14 protein-coding genes and 2 tRNA genes are annotated in these 15346 nt (G+C 63.9%); 6 read left to right on the top strand and 10 right to left on the bottom strand.

Annotated elements, in window-relative coordinates:
- The first annotated feature begins 1 nt into the window (after position 1).
- Positions 2 to 829: an ammonia-dependent NAD(+) synthetase gene (gene nadE / locus ABFA30_RS23480; RefSeq protein ID WP_225788967.1), complete on the top strand. Its 828-nt coding sequence runs from the start codon at positions 2 to 4 to the stop codon at positions 827 to 829.
- Between the two features lie 114 nt (positions 830 to 943).
- On the opposite strand, the gene azu is transcribed toward nadE, so the two are convergent.
- Entirely contained in the window at positions 944 to 1393 is a 450-nt protein-coding gene (gene azu, locus ABFA30_RS23485) for an azurin (protein ID WP_225788966.1), read from the bottom strand.
- Between the two features lie 347 nt (positions 1394 to 1740).
- Between azu and ABFA30_RS23490 the strand changes: the two genes are divergently transcribed.
- A complete protein-coding gene (locus ABFA30_RS23490) occupies positions 1741 to 2328 on the top strand; it encodes a TIGR00730 family Rossman fold protein (protein WP_410046016.1) in 588 nt (195 codons plus the stop codon).
- A 36-nt stretch (positions 2329 to 2364) separates the two neighbouring features.
- Here the strand turns inward: ABFA30_RS23490 and ABFA30_RS23495 are convergent, their stop codons facing one another.
- The 9 genes from ABFA30_RS23495 to ABFA30_RS23535 form a co-directional block, all read right to left on the bottom strand.
- Positions 2365 to 4665 carry a YgiQ family radical SAM protein gene (locus ABFA30_RS23495; protein WP_225788964.1) on the bottom strand — a complete coding sequence of 767 codons (2301 nt, stop codon included), beginning with the start codon at positions 4663 to 4665 and terminating at the stop codon, positions 2365 to 2367.
- Between the two features lie 149 nt (positions 4666 to 4814).
- Positions 4815 to 6212, bottom strand: a complete 1398-nt coding sequence (gene dnaB, locus ABFA30_RS23500; protein WP_225788963.1) for a replicative DNA helicase — start codon at positions 6210 to 6212, stop codon at positions 4815 to 4817.
- Between the two features lie 112 nt (positions 6213 to 6324).
- Positions 6325 to 6771 (bottom strand): 50S ribosomal protein L9, encoded by a 447-nt coding sequence (gene rplI, locus ABFA30_RS23505; protein ID WP_225788962.1) that lies wholly within the window; start codon positions 6769 to 6771, stop codon positions 6325 to 6327.
- A gap of 20 nt (positions 6772 to 6791) precedes the next feature.
- The gene (locus ABFA30_RS23510; RefSeq protein ID WP_225788961.1) at positions 6792 to 7685 is read right to left on the bottom strand and encodes a hypothetical protein; all 894 of its coding nucleotides are present in this window, start codon (positions 7683 to 7685) and stop codon (positions 6792 to 6794) included.
- Between the two features lie 33 nt (positions 7686 to 7718).
- Positions 7719 to 7949 carry a 30S ribosomal protein S18 gene (rpsR, locus tag ABFA30_RS23515; RefSeq protein ID WP_009403887.1) on the bottom strand — a complete coding sequence of 77 codons (231 nt, stop codon included), beginning with the start codon at positions 7947 to 7949 and terminating at the stop codon, positions 7719 to 7721.
- A 29-nt stretch (positions 7950 to 7978) separates the two neighbouring features.
- Positions 7979 to 8404 (bottom strand): 30S ribosomal protein S6, encoded by a 426-nt coding sequence (gene rpsF, locus ABFA30_RS23520; protein ID WP_225788960.1) that lies wholly within the window; start codon positions 8402 to 8404, stop codon positions 7979 to 7981.
- 242 nt (positions 8405 to 8646) lie between these two features.
- Positions 8647 to 9393: a 23S rRNA (guanosine(2251)-2'-O)-methyltransferase RlmB gene (gene rlmB / locus ABFA30_RS23525; RefSeq protein WP_253081068.1), complete on the bottom strand. Its 747-nt coding sequence runs from the start codon at positions 9391 to 9393 to the stop codon at positions 8647 to 8649.
- Positions 9390 to 11954, bottom strand: a complete 2565-nt coding sequence (rnr, locus tag ABFA30_RS23530; RefSeq protein WP_225788958.1) for a ribonuclease R — start codon at positions 11952 to 11954, stop codon at positions 9390 to 9392. The genes rlmB and rnr overlap by 4 nt, the downstream gene beginning before the upstream one ends.
- Entirely contained in the window at positions 11954 to 12208 is a 255-nt protein-coding gene (locus tag ABFA30_RS23535; RefSeq protein ID WP_225788957.1) for a hypothetical protein, read from the bottom strand. Before ABFA30_RS23535 ends, rnr begins: the two co-directional genes overlap by 1 nt.
- Before the next feature lie 16 nt (positions 12209 to 12224).
- Between ABFA30_RS23535 and ABFA30_RS23540 the strand changes: the two genes are divergently transcribed.
- The 4 genes from ABFA30_RS23540 (at position 12225) to ABFA30_RS23555 (ending at position 15275) form a co-directional block, all read left to right on the top strand.
- Positions 12225 to 12311 (top strand) — tRNA-Leu (locus tag ABFA30_RS23540).
- 80 nt (positions 12312 to 12391) lie between these two features.
- Positions 12392 to 12478: transfer RNA gene (locus tag ABFA30_RS23545), tRNA-Leu, on the top strand.
- A gap of 218 nt (positions 12479 to 12696) precedes the next feature.
- Complete coding sequence (locus tag ABFA30_RS23550; RefSeq protein ID WP_225788956.1) at positions 12697 to 13710, top strand: extracellular solute-binding protein; 1014 nt, start codon at positions 12697 to 12699, stop codon at positions 13708 to 13710.
- Entirely contained in the window at positions 13710 to 15275 is a 1566-nt protein-coding gene (locus tag ABFA30_RS23555) for an ABC transporter permease (RefSeq protein WP_253081066.1), read from the top strand. Before ABFA30_RS23550 ends, ABFA30_RS23555 begins: the two co-directional genes overlap by 1 nt.
- The last annotated feature ends 71 nt before the right edge of the window (positions 15276 to 15346 follow it).

Below are 15346 nucleotides of genomic sequence, written 5' to 3' on the forward strand. Positions count from 1 at the left end.
CATGCAAGCCGTCCAGCGAGAGATTGCGCAAGCGCTCAAGGTGCAGCCGCCGTTCGCCGACGCCGCGGCGCTCGAGGCCGAAGTCGCCCGGCGCGTGGCCTTCATCAAGGACTGCCTGGCCAATGCCCGGCTCAAGACCCTGGTCCTGGGTATCAGTGGCGGAGTCGACTCGCTGACCGCCGCCCTGCTCGCCCAGCGCGCCGTCAACGAATTGCGCGCCGAGACCGGCGATGACGGCTACCGCTTCATCGCCGTGCGCCTGCCCTACCAGGTGCAGCACGACGAGCACGACGCCCAGGCCTGCCTGGATGTCATCAAGGCCGACGAGGTCCATACCGTCGACATCGCACCGGCAGTGCGCGCCCTGGCGGGAGAGGTGAAGGCCCTGGAAGGCGGTTCGCCGACCTTGGTCGACTTCGTCGTCGGCAACGTCAAGGCGCGCATGCGCATGGTTGCCCAATACAGCATCGCCGGCGCCCGCCAGGGCCTGGTGATCGGCACCGACCATGCCGCCGAGGCGGTGATGGGCTTCTTCACCAAGTTCGGTGACGGAGCCTGCGACCTGGCGCCGCTGAGCGGCCTGGTGAAAAACCAGGTGCGCGCCATCGCCCGTAGCTTCGGCGCACCGGAGTCGCTGGTGGAAAAGGTGCCGACGGCGGACCTGGAAGACCTGGCGCCGGGCAAGCCGGACGAAGCATCCCATGGCGTGACCTACCAGCAGATCGATGCCTTCCTGCATGGCGAGCCGGTCAGCCAGGAGGCGTTCGACATCATCGTCGCCACCTACCGCAAGACCCAGCACAAGCGCGAGCTGCCGTTCGCCCCCTGAAAAGCTTCGCGGGCAAGCCCGCTCCACAGGGTCATCACTGTCCTCGAGACCAGTGGTCAACCTGTGGGAGCGGGCTTGCCCGCGAAGAGGCCAGTAAGCCCTACATGGCTTTACTTACTTGACGATAACCTTGCCCTTCATCATCGAGATATGGCCCGGGAAGGTGCAGAAGAAGCTGTAGTCACCGCCCGCTTCCAGCTTGGAGGTGTCGAACTTCACCTCGGTTTCCTTCTCTGGCGCACCGATCATCGCGGTGTGGGCGATGATCGCGGCGTTGTCTTCCTTCAGGTAGCCCTTGTCGATGCCCTGGGTCATGCCTTCGGTGGCAATGCCCTGCATGTCGGCGGTCTTGCTGATCACCAGGTTGTGGCCCATGACGTTCTTCGGCAGGTTGCCGGAGTGGGTCAGCTTGACGGTGAACTCCTTGCAGCTCTTGTCGACGGTGAATTCCTTGGTGTTGTAAGACATCTGGTCGGTCGAGTCGACAGTCACCGAACACTCGGCTGCGAAGACAGAGGCGCTGGCGAGGGTCAGCAGGGATACCGCTACAGCTTTCGCAAACATCGTGAATCTCCTTGGCAGGGTTTTATCAATTGCGAGACTGCCTGAAACCGCCATGCCCCTTCCTGATGTGCGTCAAGGGGCGTCAAGTGGTCAGCCAGTTGATTTGTTCAATGGATTGTATACAACCAATCTAAGTGCACATCATGCCTTCTTAGCGGACGATGAGACAACCTCTCATTAAGGAGCAATGAACATGTCCCTCGGTAGCTTGATGAACAGTCTGTTGGCCGCCTACGCCCATGGTGCGAGCGGTGCCGTCCACGAATTCTCGCGCCCGGAGTGAAACTGGCCTTGGAAGCGGCAGGCATGCGCCTTACCCTGTTTACGCATGTAACTGGAGATAAGCAATGCCTGTACGTTCCGTTTGTGTCTTCTGCGGTGCCAGCATCGGCGCCAACCCAGCCCATCGCGAGGCGGCCATCGCACTCGGCCAGGCCATCGCCCGCCGTGGCCTGACCCTGGTCTACGGCGGCGGCGCGGTCGGCCTGATGGGCACCGTGGCCGACGCGGCCATGGCCGCTGGTGGCGAGGTCATCGGCATCATCCCGCAGAGCCTGATGAATGCCGAGATCGGCCACACCGGCCTGACCCGCCTGGAGGTGGTCGACGGCATGCATGCCCGCAAGGCGCGCATGGCAGAGCTCAGCGATGCCTTCATCGCCCTGCCCGGTGGCCTGGGCACGCTGGAGGAGCTGTTCGAGGTGTGGACCTGGGGGCAGTTGGGCTATCACGCCAAGCCGCTGGGGCTGCTGGACGTCAATGGCTTCTATGAAAAGCTTGGTGGGTTCCTCGACCACATCGTCGAGGAAGGCTTCGTGCGACCGCAGCACCGGGCGATGCTGTTGCTCGGCAAGCAGCCGGATGAGCTGCTGGACGGGATGGAAGCGTTCGAGGCGCCGGTGTTGCCAAAATGGGTCGACCGCAAGCCTGACTGATACCCGGGGGCTGCTTCGCAGCCCCACATGCCCCCTTCAGCGCGGAATGACTGGCTGGCGCGGCTTCTTCTTGCCCTTGCCGCCCTTGGCCGCTTCCTTGCGCTCCTTGGCCGCCTGCTGGTTGCGGGCGAACGCCTCGGCCTTGGCCTTCTCACGCTTGTCCCACGGCTTGCTGCCATCGCTGGCGCGCGGAGGCAGGCCGGTGTGCTGGGTCAGGATCTTCTGCTCCTTGCCCACCTTGTGGCTACCCGCCGGCGTCGAATTCTTGCGCCGGGCACTCTGGTAGTGGTCGGTCTGCGGCTGGTGCAGCGGGATCAACTGATGCTTGCCAGGCCCGATCAGGTCGGCACGGCCCATGCGCTGCAGGGCCTCGCGCAGCAGCGGCCAGTTCTTCGGATCGTGGTAGCGCAAAAACGCCTTGTGCAACCGGCGCTGCTCCTCGCTCTTGACGATGTCCACCCCTTCGCTCTTGTAGGTGACCTTGCGCAGCGGGTTCTTGCCCGAGTGGTACATGGCCGTGGCCGAGGCCATCGGCGAGGGATAGAACGCCTGCACCTGGTCGGCGCGGAAGCCGTTGTTCTTCAGCCACAGGGCGAGGTTCATCATGTCCTCGTCGGTGGTGCCCGGGTGCGCAGCGATGAAGTACGGGATCAGGTACTGCTCCTTGCCCGCCTCTTTGGAGAACTTCTCGAACATGCGCTTGAAGCGGTCGTAGGTACCGATGCCCGGCTTCATCATCTTGTCCAGCGGGCCACGTTCGGTGTGCTCCGGGGCGATCTTGAGGTAGCCGCCGACGTGGTGGGTCACCAGTTCCTTGACGTACTCCGGCGATTCCACGGCCAGGTCGTAGCGCAGGCCCGAGGCGATCAGGATCTTCTTCACCCCCGGCAAGGCACGAGCCTTGCGGTACAACTCGATCAGCGAACTGTGGTCGGTGTTGAGGTTCTCGCAGATGCCAGGGAACACGCACGACGGCTTGCGGCAGTGCTTCTCGATGTCGTGGCTCTTGCAGGCGATGCGGTACATGTTGGCGGTCGGCCCACCGAGGTCGGAGATGACCCCGGTGAAACCCGGCACCTTGTCGCGCATCTCCTCGATCTCGCGGATGATCGATTCGTGGGAGCGGTTCTGGATGATCCGCCCCTCGTGCTCGGTGATCGAGCAGAAGGTACAGCCACCGAAGCAGCCCCGCATGATGTTCACCGAGAAGCGGATCATCTCGTAGGCCGGGATGCGCTCCTTGCCATACACCGGGTGCGGCACGCGCGCATAGGGCATGTCGAACACGTAGTCCATTTCCTCGGTGCTCATGGGAATGGGCGGAGGATTGAACCAGACGTCCACCTCGCCATGCTTCTGCACCAGGGCACGGGCGTTACCCGGGTTGGTCTCCAGGTGCAGCACGCGGTTGGCATGGGCGTAGAGCACTGGGTCGTTGCGCACCTTCTCGAACGACGGCAGGCGGATCACCGTCTTGTCGCGGGTCATGCGCGGGCTGTCGAGGATCTGCACCACCTTGGCCTCGTTCGGGTCCTCGACCTCGCCCTTGGCCTGCTCGATGGCGCAGGCGTCCATGTCCTGGGTGTTGACGTAGGGGTTGATGATCTTGTCGACCTTGCCAGGGCGATCGATGCGGGTCGAATCGATCTCGTACCAGCCCTGGGGCGTGTCGCGACGGATGAACGCCGTGCCGCGCACGTCGGTGATGCTCTCGATCTTCTCGCCATTGGCCAGGCGCTGGGCCACCTCGACCACCGCGCGTTCGGCGTTGCCGAACAGCAGGATGTCGGCGCTGGCATCGACCAGGATCGAATGACGGACCTTGTCCTGCCAGTAGTCGTAGTGGGCGATGCGGCGCAGGGAGGCCTCGATGCCACCGAGGACGATCGGCACGTGCTTGTAGGCTTCCTTGCAACGCTGGCTGTACACCAGGCTGGCGCGATCGGGCCGCTTGCCGGCCATGCCACCGGGAGTGTAGGCGTCATCGGAGCGGATTTTCTTGTCCGCGGTGTAGCGGTTGATCATCGAGTCCATGTTGCCGGCCGCGACGCCGAAGAACAGGTTCGGCTCGCCGAGCTTCATGAAGTCGTCCTTCGACTGCCAGTTCGGCTGGGCGATGATGCCCACGCGAAAGCCCTGGGCTTCCAGCAGGCGGCCGATGATGGCCATGCCGAAGGAGGGATGGTCGACGTAGGCATCACCGGTCACGATGATGATGTCGCAGGAATCCCAGCCGAGCTGATCCATCTCCTCCCTGCTCATGGGCAGGAACGGCGCTGGTCCGAAGCATTCGGCCCAGTACTTGGGATAGTCGTAGAGTGGCTTGGCTGCTTGCATGTCAGTGACCGGTTCTGGTGTGCAGGGAAATCGCGGGCGCGGAATATAGCACAAATTTTGATCAAATCCGACGACAGGGGTCGGATTCATGAAAGACACAGAACCCTGTGGGGCCGCAGGGCAAGCGCTCCCCAGGGGGCCTTCCGCGGTTATTCGTCGTCGTCGAAGTTGTACATGCCCGGCGCAAGGTTCTCGAAGCGGGTGTACTTGCCGATGAACGCCAGGCGGATGAAGCCGATGGGGCCGTTACGCTGCTTGCCGATGATGATCTCGGCGATGCCCTTGTGCTCGGTCTCCGGGTGATACACCTCGTCACGGTAGACGAACATGATCACGTCGGCGTCCTGCTCGATCGCCCCGGATTCACGCAGGTCGGAGTTCACCGGGCGCTTGTTCGGCCGCTGCTCCAGGGAGCGGTTGAGCTGCGACAGGGCGATCACCGGGCAGTTGAACTCCTTGGCCAGGGCCTTGAGCGAGCGGGAGATCTCGGAGATCTCGTTGGTGCGGTTGTCGCCGCTGGAGCCGGGGATCTGCATCAGCTGCAGGTAGTCGACCATGATCAGGGCGACATCGCCGTGCTCACGCACCAGGCGACGGGTACGGGCGCGCATTTCCGAGGGGCTGATGCCGGCGGTATCGTCGATGAACAGCTTGCGATCGTTGAGCAGGTTGACCGCCGAGGTCAGCCTCGGCCAGTCGTCGTCGTCCAGTTGGCCGGAGCGGACCTTGGTCTGGTCGATCCGCCCCAGCGACGACAACATACGCATGATCAGCGCCTCGCCGGGCATCTCCAGGGAGAACACCAGCACCGCCTTGTCGCTGCGCAGCACGGCGTTCTCCACCAGGTTCATGGCGAAGGTGGTCTTGCCCATCGACGGACGACCGGCAACGATGATCAGGTCGGCCGGCTGCAGGCCGCTGGTCTTCTCGTCCAGGTCGGTGTAGCCGGTGGACAGGCCGGTGATGTCGCTGTCGGAGTTGAACAGCGTGTCGATGCGGTCGATGGCCTTGGTCAGCAGCTCGTTGACGCCCACCGGGCCGCCGGTCTTTGGCCGCGCCTCGGCGATCTGGAAGATCTGCCGCTCGGCATCGTCGAGGATTTCCTCGGCGTTGCGCCCCTGCGGGTTGAAGGCGTTGTCGGCGATGTCGGTGCTGATGCTGATCAACTGGCGCAGCGTGGCCCGCTCGCGGATGATCGCCGCATAGGCCTTGATGTTGGCCACCGACGGGGTGTTCTTGGCCAGCTCGGCGAGGTAGGCCAGGCCACCGACCTGGGACGACAGGCCTTCCTTGTCCAGTTGCTCGTGCAGGGTCACCACGTCGAACGGCTGGTTCTGGTCCACCAGCTTGTGGATGGCGCGGAAGATCAGGCGGTGGTCATGCCGATAGAAATCACCGTCCGAGACCTGGTCCAGCACCCGTTCCCAGGCGTTGTTGTCCAGCATCAGGCCACCGAGCACGGCCTGTTCGGCCTCGATGGAATGCGGCGGCACCTTGAGGGCGGCGGTCTGCAGGTCGAGTTGCTCGGGGTTGCTGATCTCGTTCATGTCCACGCGAAAAATCTGGGTGATGAAAAAGACAAAGGGCACGACCTGCATGAAGCAGGACCGTGCCCGATGTTACCGGCTGGCCCACGAGGAGCCAACCGATCGCTGCAGCTTAGGCTGCGACGACAACCACGCGTACGGTGGCTTCGACGTCGCTGTGCAGGTGCACGGCAACGTCGTATTCGCCGACGTTACGGATGGTGCCGTTCGGCAGACGAACTTCAGCCTTGGCCACTTCGACGCCGGAGGCGGTCAGGGCGTCAGCGATGTCGTGGGTGCCGATCGAACCGAACAGCTTGCCTTCGTCACCGGCGGTGGCAGTGATGGTCACTTCCAGCTCGGCCAGTTGGGCAGCGCGGCTTTCAGCCGAAGCCTTACGGTCGGCAGCAGCTTTTTCCAGCTCGGCGCGGCGCTCTTCGAACGCGGCCAGGTTGGCGGCGTTGGCAACGACGGCCTTGCCGAAAGGCAGCAGGAAGTTACGGCCGTAACCACCTTTTACTTTTACTTTGTCGCCCAGGTTGCCCAGGTTGGCGACTTTTTCCAGCAGGATCAGTTCCATTTGGTAAAACCTCTTAACTTTTAACCTTCACCGTTCGCGGAATCGTCACCCTGGTGAGGGGACTTGCGACCGCGAAAATCAATCAGGCTATCGACAATGGCCAAGACCACGAGCAACGGATAGGTCAGCTGCATGAACAGCACCAGCGTCACGTACAACCCCACCAGCCAGAACCTGGCCAGGCGTTTCTGGGCCACCAGCCCATGCAGCAGGGCGATCCCCGCGAACATGAGCGGCACGCTGCACAGCGGCGTCAGCAATGCCAGGGCAGAACCGAAGTTCGGCCCGAACAGCATGCACGCCAGCAGCACCAGTGCCGGCACCAGGGGAATCCGCACCGCTTGAAACTCGCGGCCGAAACCTCCCGGGTTGTACAACGCGGCCTGCCAGTAGCGCCCCAACATCAGGGCCAGCACACTGACCACCTGCAGCAACGCCGCGATCAGGCCGTTGAGCACCGGTACGATGAGGCTCCCGAGGTGTGCCTGCTCCTCCACCGACAACTGCTGGTAGAGACCGCCGAGCATCTGCGGCAGGGCTTTTTCAAGCGCTCGCGCCAGAGCTTCGATCGGTTCGCGGAACACCGAACCCAGGATGACACCGTACAACAGGCCCAAGGCGATGCTGGACAACAGCACCCGGTTCCAGGAATGCCCGGCGCGCAACAGCGCAGCCAGCCCCAGCGTCCCCAGCAGCACCATCAAGGTGCGCGGCTCGCCGAAGATCCACCAGGCCAATGCCGGCAGGATGCCCCAGACGATCACCGAGGAAGCGTCCTTGAAACCGCGCCGCAGGAACACCAGGCTCCCGGCAGCGGCACTCAACCAGAACAACAGCGGCAATGCCGCACAACCGGCCACCACGATGGAGGCCTGCACGCGACCGCGCATGATGAAATCAGCCAACGCTCGCATGCTTATCCCTTGCTACTTGTCGACGACCCGGTCTCAGCGGCCGTGGCTGTCGGTGTAGGGCAGCAGGGCCAGGAAGCGGGCGCGCTTGATAGCGGTAGCCAGCTGACGCTGATAACGAGCTTTGGTACCGGTGATACGGCTTGGAACGATTTTGCCGGTTTCGGATACGTAAGCTTTCAGGGTGTTGAGATCTTTGTAGTCGATCTCTTTCACGTCTTCGGCAGTGAAGCGGCAGAATTTACGACGACGGAAGAAACGTGCCATGTAATAGGCTCCTCAAAAAGGTCCGTGGATTACTCGTCAGCGTTATCGCTGTTGTCGCTGTCGTTGCTGTCGTCGCCTTCGGCGCCATCAGCAGCTTCAGGACGCTCACGACGCTCACGGCGCTCGCTGCGGTTCTCTTCGGCCTTCAGCATCTCGGACGGGCCGGTGATGGCTTCGTCGCGACGGATGATCAGGTTACGGATCACGGCATCGTTGTAGCGGAAGTTGTCTTCCAGCTCGGCCAGGGCCTTGCCGGTGCACTCGACGTTCAGCATCACGTAGTGAGCCTTGTGAACGTTGTTGATGGCGTAGGCCAGCTGACGACGGCCCCAGTCTTCCAGGCGGTGGATCTTGCCGCCGTCTTCTTCGATCAGCTTGGTGTAACGCTCGACCATGCCGCCGACTTGCTCGCTCTGGTCAGGGTGGACCAGGAAGATGATTTCGTAATGACGCATGAATGCTCCTTACGGGTTAGTAGTCTGCCAGCGATCTGGTCAGACAAGGAGTGAATGACACTGTATGTCTTGCCTTGGAAAGAAGGCACATGCGCGCCTGCCTGCACGGCAAGGGGCGCAATTGTAGAGAAGGCGGGGCGGACAAGCAAGGCGCCGGAAGCTTCAAGTTACAAGCGGCAAGCGGCACGTTGAAAGCAGATCCACCACGGTTCTGCTTTCTCCTGCCCCTTGGCGCCCGCAGCTCAAGGCTGCTGGCGGCGCTGCCTGACAGCCTCGAACAGGCACACCCCGGTGGCCACCGAGACGTTCAGGCTGCTGACGCTGCCGGCCATCGGCAGCTTGACCAAAAAGTCGCAGTGCTCGCGGGTCAGCCGGCGCATGCCCTTGCCTTCGGCGCCCATGACCATGACCAGCGGCCCGGTCAGGTCCTGCTGGTACAGCTCCTGCTCGGCCTCGCCGGCGGTGCCGACCACCCACAGGCCGCGCTGCTGGAGCTTCTCCAGGGTGCGGGCGAGGTTGGTCACGGCCACCAGCGGGATCACCTCGGCGGCGCCGCAGGCGACCTTGCGCACCACGCCAGTGAGGGTCGCCGACTTGTCCTTGGGGATCACCACCGCCGTGGCGCCGGCGGCATCGGCCGTGCGCAGGCAGGCGCCGAGGTTGTGCGGGTCGGTGACCCCATCGAGCACCAGGATCAGCGGCGGCTGCTCGGTGCGCTCGAGCAGTTCGTCGAGCATGGCCTCGCCCCAGACTTGGCTGGGGCTGACCTCGGCGACCACGCCCTGGTGCACGCCTTCGACCCAGGCATCGAGCTCGCGCCGCTCGGCCTGGCCGACCGGCACGCGGTACTCCGCCGCCAGCGCCAGCAAGGCCTGGATGCGTGGCTCGCTACGCCCCTCGGACAACCAGATCTGCTTGACCCGCTTGGGATGATGCTGCAGCAACGCCTGTACGGCGTGCACGCCGTAGATCTTTTCCAGCTGGCTCATGACTTGTTCTTGCCTTTACGTGGCGCGCCGGACTTCGACGGCCCCTTGCGATGCTTGGTCTTGCCGGAGGCCTTGGCGCCCTTCTCGGCCTTGGCGCCAGCCTGGCCGTGGCGGGCCTCGCTCATCAGCGCCTTCTTCATTTCGCGGCTCTTGCGCACTTCGGCGTTACGCTGCACGGCATCCTTGGGGAAGTACGCCTCGGCGGACTCGCGCTTGCCGCTGCGCGGCTTGGGTGTGGCCTTGGGCTCAGGCGCCGGCTCTGCCGCAGGCTCGGGCGAAGGGCTGCGCGACTTGCGCCCGACCGGTGCGGTGGCTGCCTTCTCCGACAGTTCGAAGTCGATCTTGCGCTCGTCCAGGTCGACCCGCATGACCTTGACCTCGATCGTGTCGCCCAAGCGGAAACTGCGCCCGCTGCGCTCGCCGGACAAGCGATGGTGCACCGGGTCGAAGTGGTAGTAGTCACCCGGCAAGGCGCTGACATGCACCAGGCCTTCGACGTAGATGTCGGTCAGCTCGACGAACAGGCCGAAACCGGTCACCGCGGTGATCACGCCCGGGAAGGTCTCGCCGACGCGGTCGCGCATGTACTCGCACTTGAGCCAGTTGACCACGTCGCGGGTGGCTTCGTCGGCACGCCGTTCGGTCATCGAGCACTGTTCGCCCATCTGCTCCAGGGCATGCTCGTCGTACGGGTAGATGCGCGCCTTGGGGATGCTCATGGCGCCGGCACGCTTGACGTGCGGGGTGTCGACCCGCGAGCGGATCACGCTGCGGATGGCGCGGTGCACCAGCAGGTCCGGATAGCGGCGAATCGGCGAGGTGAAGTGGGTGTAGGCCTCGTAGTTCAGGCCGAAGTGGCCATTGTTCTCGACGCTGTACACCGCCTGGCTGAGCGAGCGCAGCATGACGGTCTGGATCAGGTGGAAGTCCGGGCGCTCGGCGATGCTCGCCAGCAGCGCTTGGTAGTCCTTCGGCGACGGTTCCTTGCCCTTGTGCAACGACAGGCCCAGTTCGCCAAGGAAGGCGCGCAGTTTTTCCAGGCGCTCCGGCGGCGGGCCGTCATGCACCCGGTACAGGGCCGGCACGCCGTGCTTCTGCAGGAACTCGGCGGTGGCCACGTTGGCCGCCAGCATGCATTCCTCGATCAGCTTGTGGGCATCGTTGCGCACGGTCGGGCAGATTTCCGCGATCTTGCGCTCTTCGCCGAAGATGATGCGGGTTTCCTGGGTCTCGAAGTCGATCGCACCCCGGGTATGACGGGCCGCCACCAGCGCCTTGTACAAGGCGTAGAGGTGCTTGAGGTCTGGCAGCACCGCGCTGTACTCCTCGCGCAGCGCCTTGCCCTCGCGGGTGCGGGCGTGCTCGAGCATGCTGCTGACCTTGTTGTAGGTCAGCCGGGCATGGGAGTGGATCACCGCCTCGTAGAACTGGTAGTCGACCATCTGGCCGGCCTTGTTGATGGTCATCTCGCAGACCATGGCCAGGCGATCGACGTGCGGGTTCAGCGAGCACAGGCCGTTGGACAGCTCCTCCGGCAGCATCGGCACCACCCGCTCGGGGAAGTACACCGAGTTGCCGCGCTGCTGCGCCTCGGTGTCCAGGGCCGAGCCCAGGCGTACGTAGCTGGACACGTCGGCGATCGCCACGTACAGGCGCCAGCCGCCCGAGAACAGGCGCAGCTTGCCCAGTGGCTCGCAGTAGACGGCGTCGTCGAAGTCGCGGGCGTCCTCGCCATCGATGGTGACGAACGGCAGGTGGCGCAGGTCGATGCGCTTTTCCTTGTCCTTCTCTTCGACTTCGGAGCGGAACTTGCGCGCTTCCTTGATCACCTCCTTGGGCCAGACATGCGGGATGTCGTAGCTGCGCAGGGCGACATCGATCTCCATGCCCGGCGCCATGTAGTTGCCGATCACCTCGACCACGTCGCCCTGGGGCTGGAAGCGCGGGGTTGGCCAGTGGGTGATCTTGATCTCGACGAACTGGCCGATCTTGGCGCCACCGTTGCGCCCGGCGGTGACCAGCACTTCCTGCTGGATCTTCGGGTTGTCGGGGGTGACGTAGCCGATGCCGCCTTCCTCGAAGTAGCGGCCGACCACGCTCTCGTGGGCACGGGAGATGACCTCCACCAGCACACCTTCGCGGCGGCCACGGCGGTCGACGCCGGAAACCCGGGCCAGGGCGCGATCGCCGTCGAACACCAGGCGCATCTGCGCCGGGCTGAGGAACAGGTCGTCGCTGCCATCATCGGGGATGAGGAAACCAAAACCGTCGCGGTGGCCGGAGATGCGGCCGCAGATCAGGTCCAGCTTGTCCACCGGGGCATAGGTGCCGCGCCGGGTGTAGATCAGCTGGCCATCGCGCTCCATCGCCCGCAGGCGACGGCGCAGGGCTTCGATCTGGTCTTCCTCGTAGAGGCCGAACTCCGCCGCCAGCTGCTCGCGCGCAGCCGGTTCGCCGCGGTCGGCAAGGTGTTGCAGGATCAGCTCACGGCTGGGGATGGGATTCTCGTATTTTTCCGCTTCACGGGCGGCCTCGGGGTCGAGGGATTGCCAATCGGCCATCAGGAGGGGTTCACCTTGGTATATATAGAGAAGAAGTTTGGCATAGGCGTATTGAAACCGGAAATGTCAGCCTTGGACAGCCCCGTCGGAGTCCCGGGGGTCGGTAGAAGGCCTGCGGAATCAACAAGTTGAATTTTTTGAAATTTTTTTCGATCCGGGGCTTTACAGCCCACCGGGGCATCCGTATAGTGCGCACCACGACGACGGACACCCCCGACGTTGTAGTTGAGAGAAGCGATGTTGTAAAGCATCATGTGATCTCGACGATGTGCCCAGGTGGCGGAATTGGTAGACGCGCTGGTTTCAGGTATCAGTGGCTTAACGGCCGTGGAAGTTCGAGTCTTCTCCTGGGCACCAAAATTTTCGAGCGATAGATAACAGGTTTGTCTGTCACTCAGCAAGTGATGCATCTTGCATGCTGTAGACGTAAAAGATTTGCCCAGGTGGCGGAATTGGTAGACGCGCTGGTTTCAGGTATCAGTGGCTTAACGGCCGTGGAAGTTCGAGTCTTCTCCTGGGCACCATATAAAAACCCACTAGCTTGCTAGTGGGTTTTTTCTTGCCCGCGATTTAATCAGCCCCATGAAAAAGATCGTCCAGACCACGGGGCGATCTCCTAGCGGCCCCGCAGTCCATCTCATTCGATAGTCTGCTCATGAATTTTCCCTCACACGGCCACTTGAGAAACGATTTCGTTTACCATTGTTTCCAAATATGTAGCCGTAAGCGAGGAAGTACCCGCATGACGATCCGCCCGCAACCGCTGATGCGCATCCTGGCCGCCGCTGTCCTGGGCCTGGCGATCGGCGCTCCGGCCGCCTTGGCAGACGAACCGGTCACCCTGACCCTGTACAACGGCCAGCACAAGGAAATCGGCGAAGCCATCGCCAAGGCCTACGAGGCCAAGACCGGCATCCACATCAATATCCGCAAGGGCAGCAGCAACCAGCTGGCCAGCCAGATCATCGAGGAAGGTGATCGCTCGCCAGCCGATGTCATCTATACCGAGGAATCGCCGCCCCTGAACAACCTGGGCGAGCTGGGCCTGCTGGCGAAGATCGACGATGCCACCCTGGACATGCTGCCCAAGGAGTACGTCGCCGCCAACGGTACCTGGATGGGCGTCACCGCCCGCACCCGCGTGGTCGTCTTCAACCCCAAGAAGATCGATGAAAAGGACCTGCCGCAATCGGTCATGGACTTCGCCAACCCCGAATGGGACGGCCGGGTCGGTTTCGTGCCGACCAGCGGCGCGTTCCAGGAGCAGGCCGTGGCCATCCTCAAACTGCACGGGCGTGACGCAGCCGAGGACTGGCTCACCGGCCTGAAGGCCTTCGGCAAGACCTACACCAACAACATGGTCGCGCTGAAAGCCGTGGAAAAGGGTGAAGTCGATGCTGTGCTGGTGAACAACTACTATTGGTATGCCCTCAAGCGCGAACGCGGGCAACTGGACTCCAGGCTCTATTACCTGGCCGACGGCGACGCTGGCGGCCTGGTGACCATTTCCGGCGCCGCCGCGGTCAAGGCCAGCAAGCACCCGAAAGAGGCCCAGGCCCTGCTCAACTGGATGGCCAGCGAAGAAGGCCAACGGGTGATCACCCAGACCACCGCCGAATACCCGCTGCACAAAGGCATGGTCTCCGACCAGGGCCTGAAGCCGTTCGAGGAACTGCGCCCGCCGAAGATCACTCCCGCCGACCTGGGCAATGCCGAGGAAGCCCTGGAGCTCGAGCGCGAGGTCGGCCTGCTCTGATGACTGCCGCCCTGCCCCAGCCGGCCTTGGCGCGTTTCGTGCCACGCCGCAAGCGCCCCTCGATCTGGGTGGTGCTGCCTGTCCTGTTCCTGGTGGCGATGAGCTTGCTGCCGCTGCTGTACGTCGCCCTCAAGGCCTGGCAGGCCGGCTGGCACGAAGCCCTGCGCCTGCTCTGGCGCCCTTTCGTCTGGGGCTTGCTGCGCAACACCCTGATGCTGATGGTCGGGGTCACGCTGGCCTGCATGGTGGTCGGCCTGGCCCTGGCCTGGCTGCTGGAACGCAGCGACCTGCCCGGCCGGCGCCTGTGGGGTGTGGTGCTGTGCCTACCGTTCGCCGTGCCGGCGTTCGTCAGCAGCTTCACCTGGGTCTCGCTGAGCTCCGACTTCGAGGGCCTGGGCGGGGCGATCCTGGTCATGGCATTGTCCAAGTACCCGCTGGTGTTCCTGCCGGTGGCGGCGACCCTGCGCAACCTCGACACCTCCCTGGAGGAGTCGGCGCGCACCCTGGGCTGCGGGCGCTGGGGCGTCTTCCTCAAGGTCACCCTGCCGCTGCTGTGGCCCTCGATCCTCGGCGGCGCACTGCTGATCGCCCTGCACATGCTGGTGGAGTTCGGCGCCCTGTCGATCCTCGGCCTGCAGACCTTCACCACGGCGATCTACCAGCAGTTCGAGCTGGAATTCAGCAACGCCAACGCCGCCATGCTCTCGGCGGTGCTGCTGGCGCTGTGCCTGGCGATGCTCTGGCTGGAGCTGCGGGTACGCGGCAAGGCCCGCCACGTGCGCATTGGCCAGGGCGTGGCGCGCCGTGCCCAACCGCTGCGCCTGCGGGGCTGGATGCCATTGGCGCAGGCGTTCTGCCTGGGCTTGGCGGTGCTGGGTAGCGGCATCCCCCTGGCCATGCTCGGCTACTGGCTGAGTGTCGGTTCCTCGGCCGCCTTCCCGGTCGCGGACATCGGCAAGGCGCTGCTCACGTCGCTGTCGGTATCCCTCGGTGGCGCAGGCTTCTGCGTGCTGCTGGCGCTGCCGGTCAGCTTCCTGGTGGTGCGCTACAAGGGGCGACTGGCACTCTGGGCCGAGCGCCTGCCGTACCTGCTGCATGCCCTGCCGGGCCTGGTGATCGCCCTGACCCTGGTGTTCTTCGCCCTGCACTATGTGCCGGTGCTGTACCAGACCACCGCGCTGTTGCTGCTGGCCTATGCCCTGTTGTTCCTGCCATTGGCCCAGGCGCCGGTGCGCACGGCGCTGAACAAGGCCTCGCCGACGCTGGAGGAAGCCGCGCGCACCCTCGGTGCCAGCAGCTTTGGTGCCTTCTGCCGGGTGACCTTGCCGATCATCTTCCCGGCCCTGGCCGCCGCCTTCGCCCTGGTGTTCCTCGATGCCATGAAGGAGCTGACCGCCACCCTGCTGCTCAGCCCCACGGGCATGACGACCCTGGCCACCGAAGTGTGGGCGCATACGGCCAATGTCGAGTTCGCCGCGGCAGCGCCCTATGCGGCGCTGTTGATCGTGGTGTCGGGGCTGCCGGTGTACCTGCTGACCACGCGGATGTACCTGAACAAGGCGTAGGCCTCTTCGCGGGCAAACCCATTCCCACGGGGGCCGAGCCGATCATGGATGATGCGGTTTTCGGTCGAGCG

The sequence above is a fragment of the Pseudomonas sp. HLMP genome, assembly GCF_046365545.1.
Lineage (GTDB): Bacteria > Pseudomonadota > Gammaproteobacteria > Pseudomonadales > Pseudomonadaceae > Aquipseudomonas > Aquipseudomonas guariconensis_B.

Excerpts from the sequence above, each read along its gene's own strand:
- ABFA30_RS23555 (WP_253081066.1), top strand. The coding sequence starts at position 13,710 with ATGACTGCCGCCCTGCCCCAGCCGGCCTTGGCGCGTTTCGTGCCACGC.
- ABFA30_RS23550 (WP_225788956.1), top strand. The coding sequence starts at position 12,697 with ATGACGATCCGCCCGCAACCGCTGATGCGCATCCTGGCCGCCGCTGTC.
- azu (WP_225788966.1), bottom strand. The coding sequence starts at position 1,393 with ATGTTTGCGAAAGCTGTAGCGGTATCCCTGCTGACCCTCGCCAGCGCC.
- ABFA30_RS23535 (WP_225788957.1), bottom strand. The coding sequence starts at position 12,208 with ATGATGCTTTACAACATCGCTTCTCTCAACTACAACGTCGGGGGTGTC.
- rpsR (WP_009403887.1), bottom strand. The coding sequence starts at position 7,949 with ATGGCACGTTTCTTCCGTCGTCGTAAATTCTGCCGCTTCACTGCCGAA.
- ABFA30_RS23490 (WP_410046016.1), top strand. The coding sequence starts at position 1,741 with ATGCCTGTACGTTCCGTTTGTGTCTTCTGCGGTGCCAGCATCGGCGCC.
- rpsF (WP_225788960.1), bottom strand. The coding sequence starts at position 8,404 with ATGCGTCATTACGAAATCATCTTCCTGGTCCACCCTGACCAGAGCGAG.
- nadE (WP_225788967.1), top strand. The coding sequence starts at position 2 with ATGCAAGCCGTCCAGCGAGAGATTGCGCAAGCGCTCAAGGTGCAGCCG.
- rnr (WP_225788958.1), bottom strand. The coding sequence starts at position 11,954 with ATGGCCGATTGGCAATCCCTCGACCCCGAGGCCGCCCGTGAAGCGGAA.
- ABFA30_RS23495 (WP_225788964.1), bottom strand. The coding sequence starts at position 4,665 with ATGCAAGCAGCCAAGCCACTCTACGACTATCCCAAGTACTGGGCCGAA.
- rplI (WP_225788962.1), bottom strand. The coding sequence starts at position 6,771 with ATGGAACTGATCCTGCTGGAAAAAGTCGCCAACCTGGGCAACCTGGGC.
- rlmB (WP_253081068.1), bottom strand. The coding sequence starts at position 9,393 with ATGAGCCAGCTGGAAAAGATCTACGGCGTGCACGCCGTACAGGCGTTG.
- ABFA30_RS23510 (WP_225788961.1), bottom strand. The coding sequence starts at position 7,685 with ATGCGAGCGTTGGCTGATTTCATCATGCGCGGTCGCGTGCAGGCCTCC.
- dnaB (WP_225788963.1), bottom strand. The coding sequence starts at position 6,212 with ATGAACGAGATCAGCAACCCCGAGCAACTCGACCTGCAGACCGCCGCC.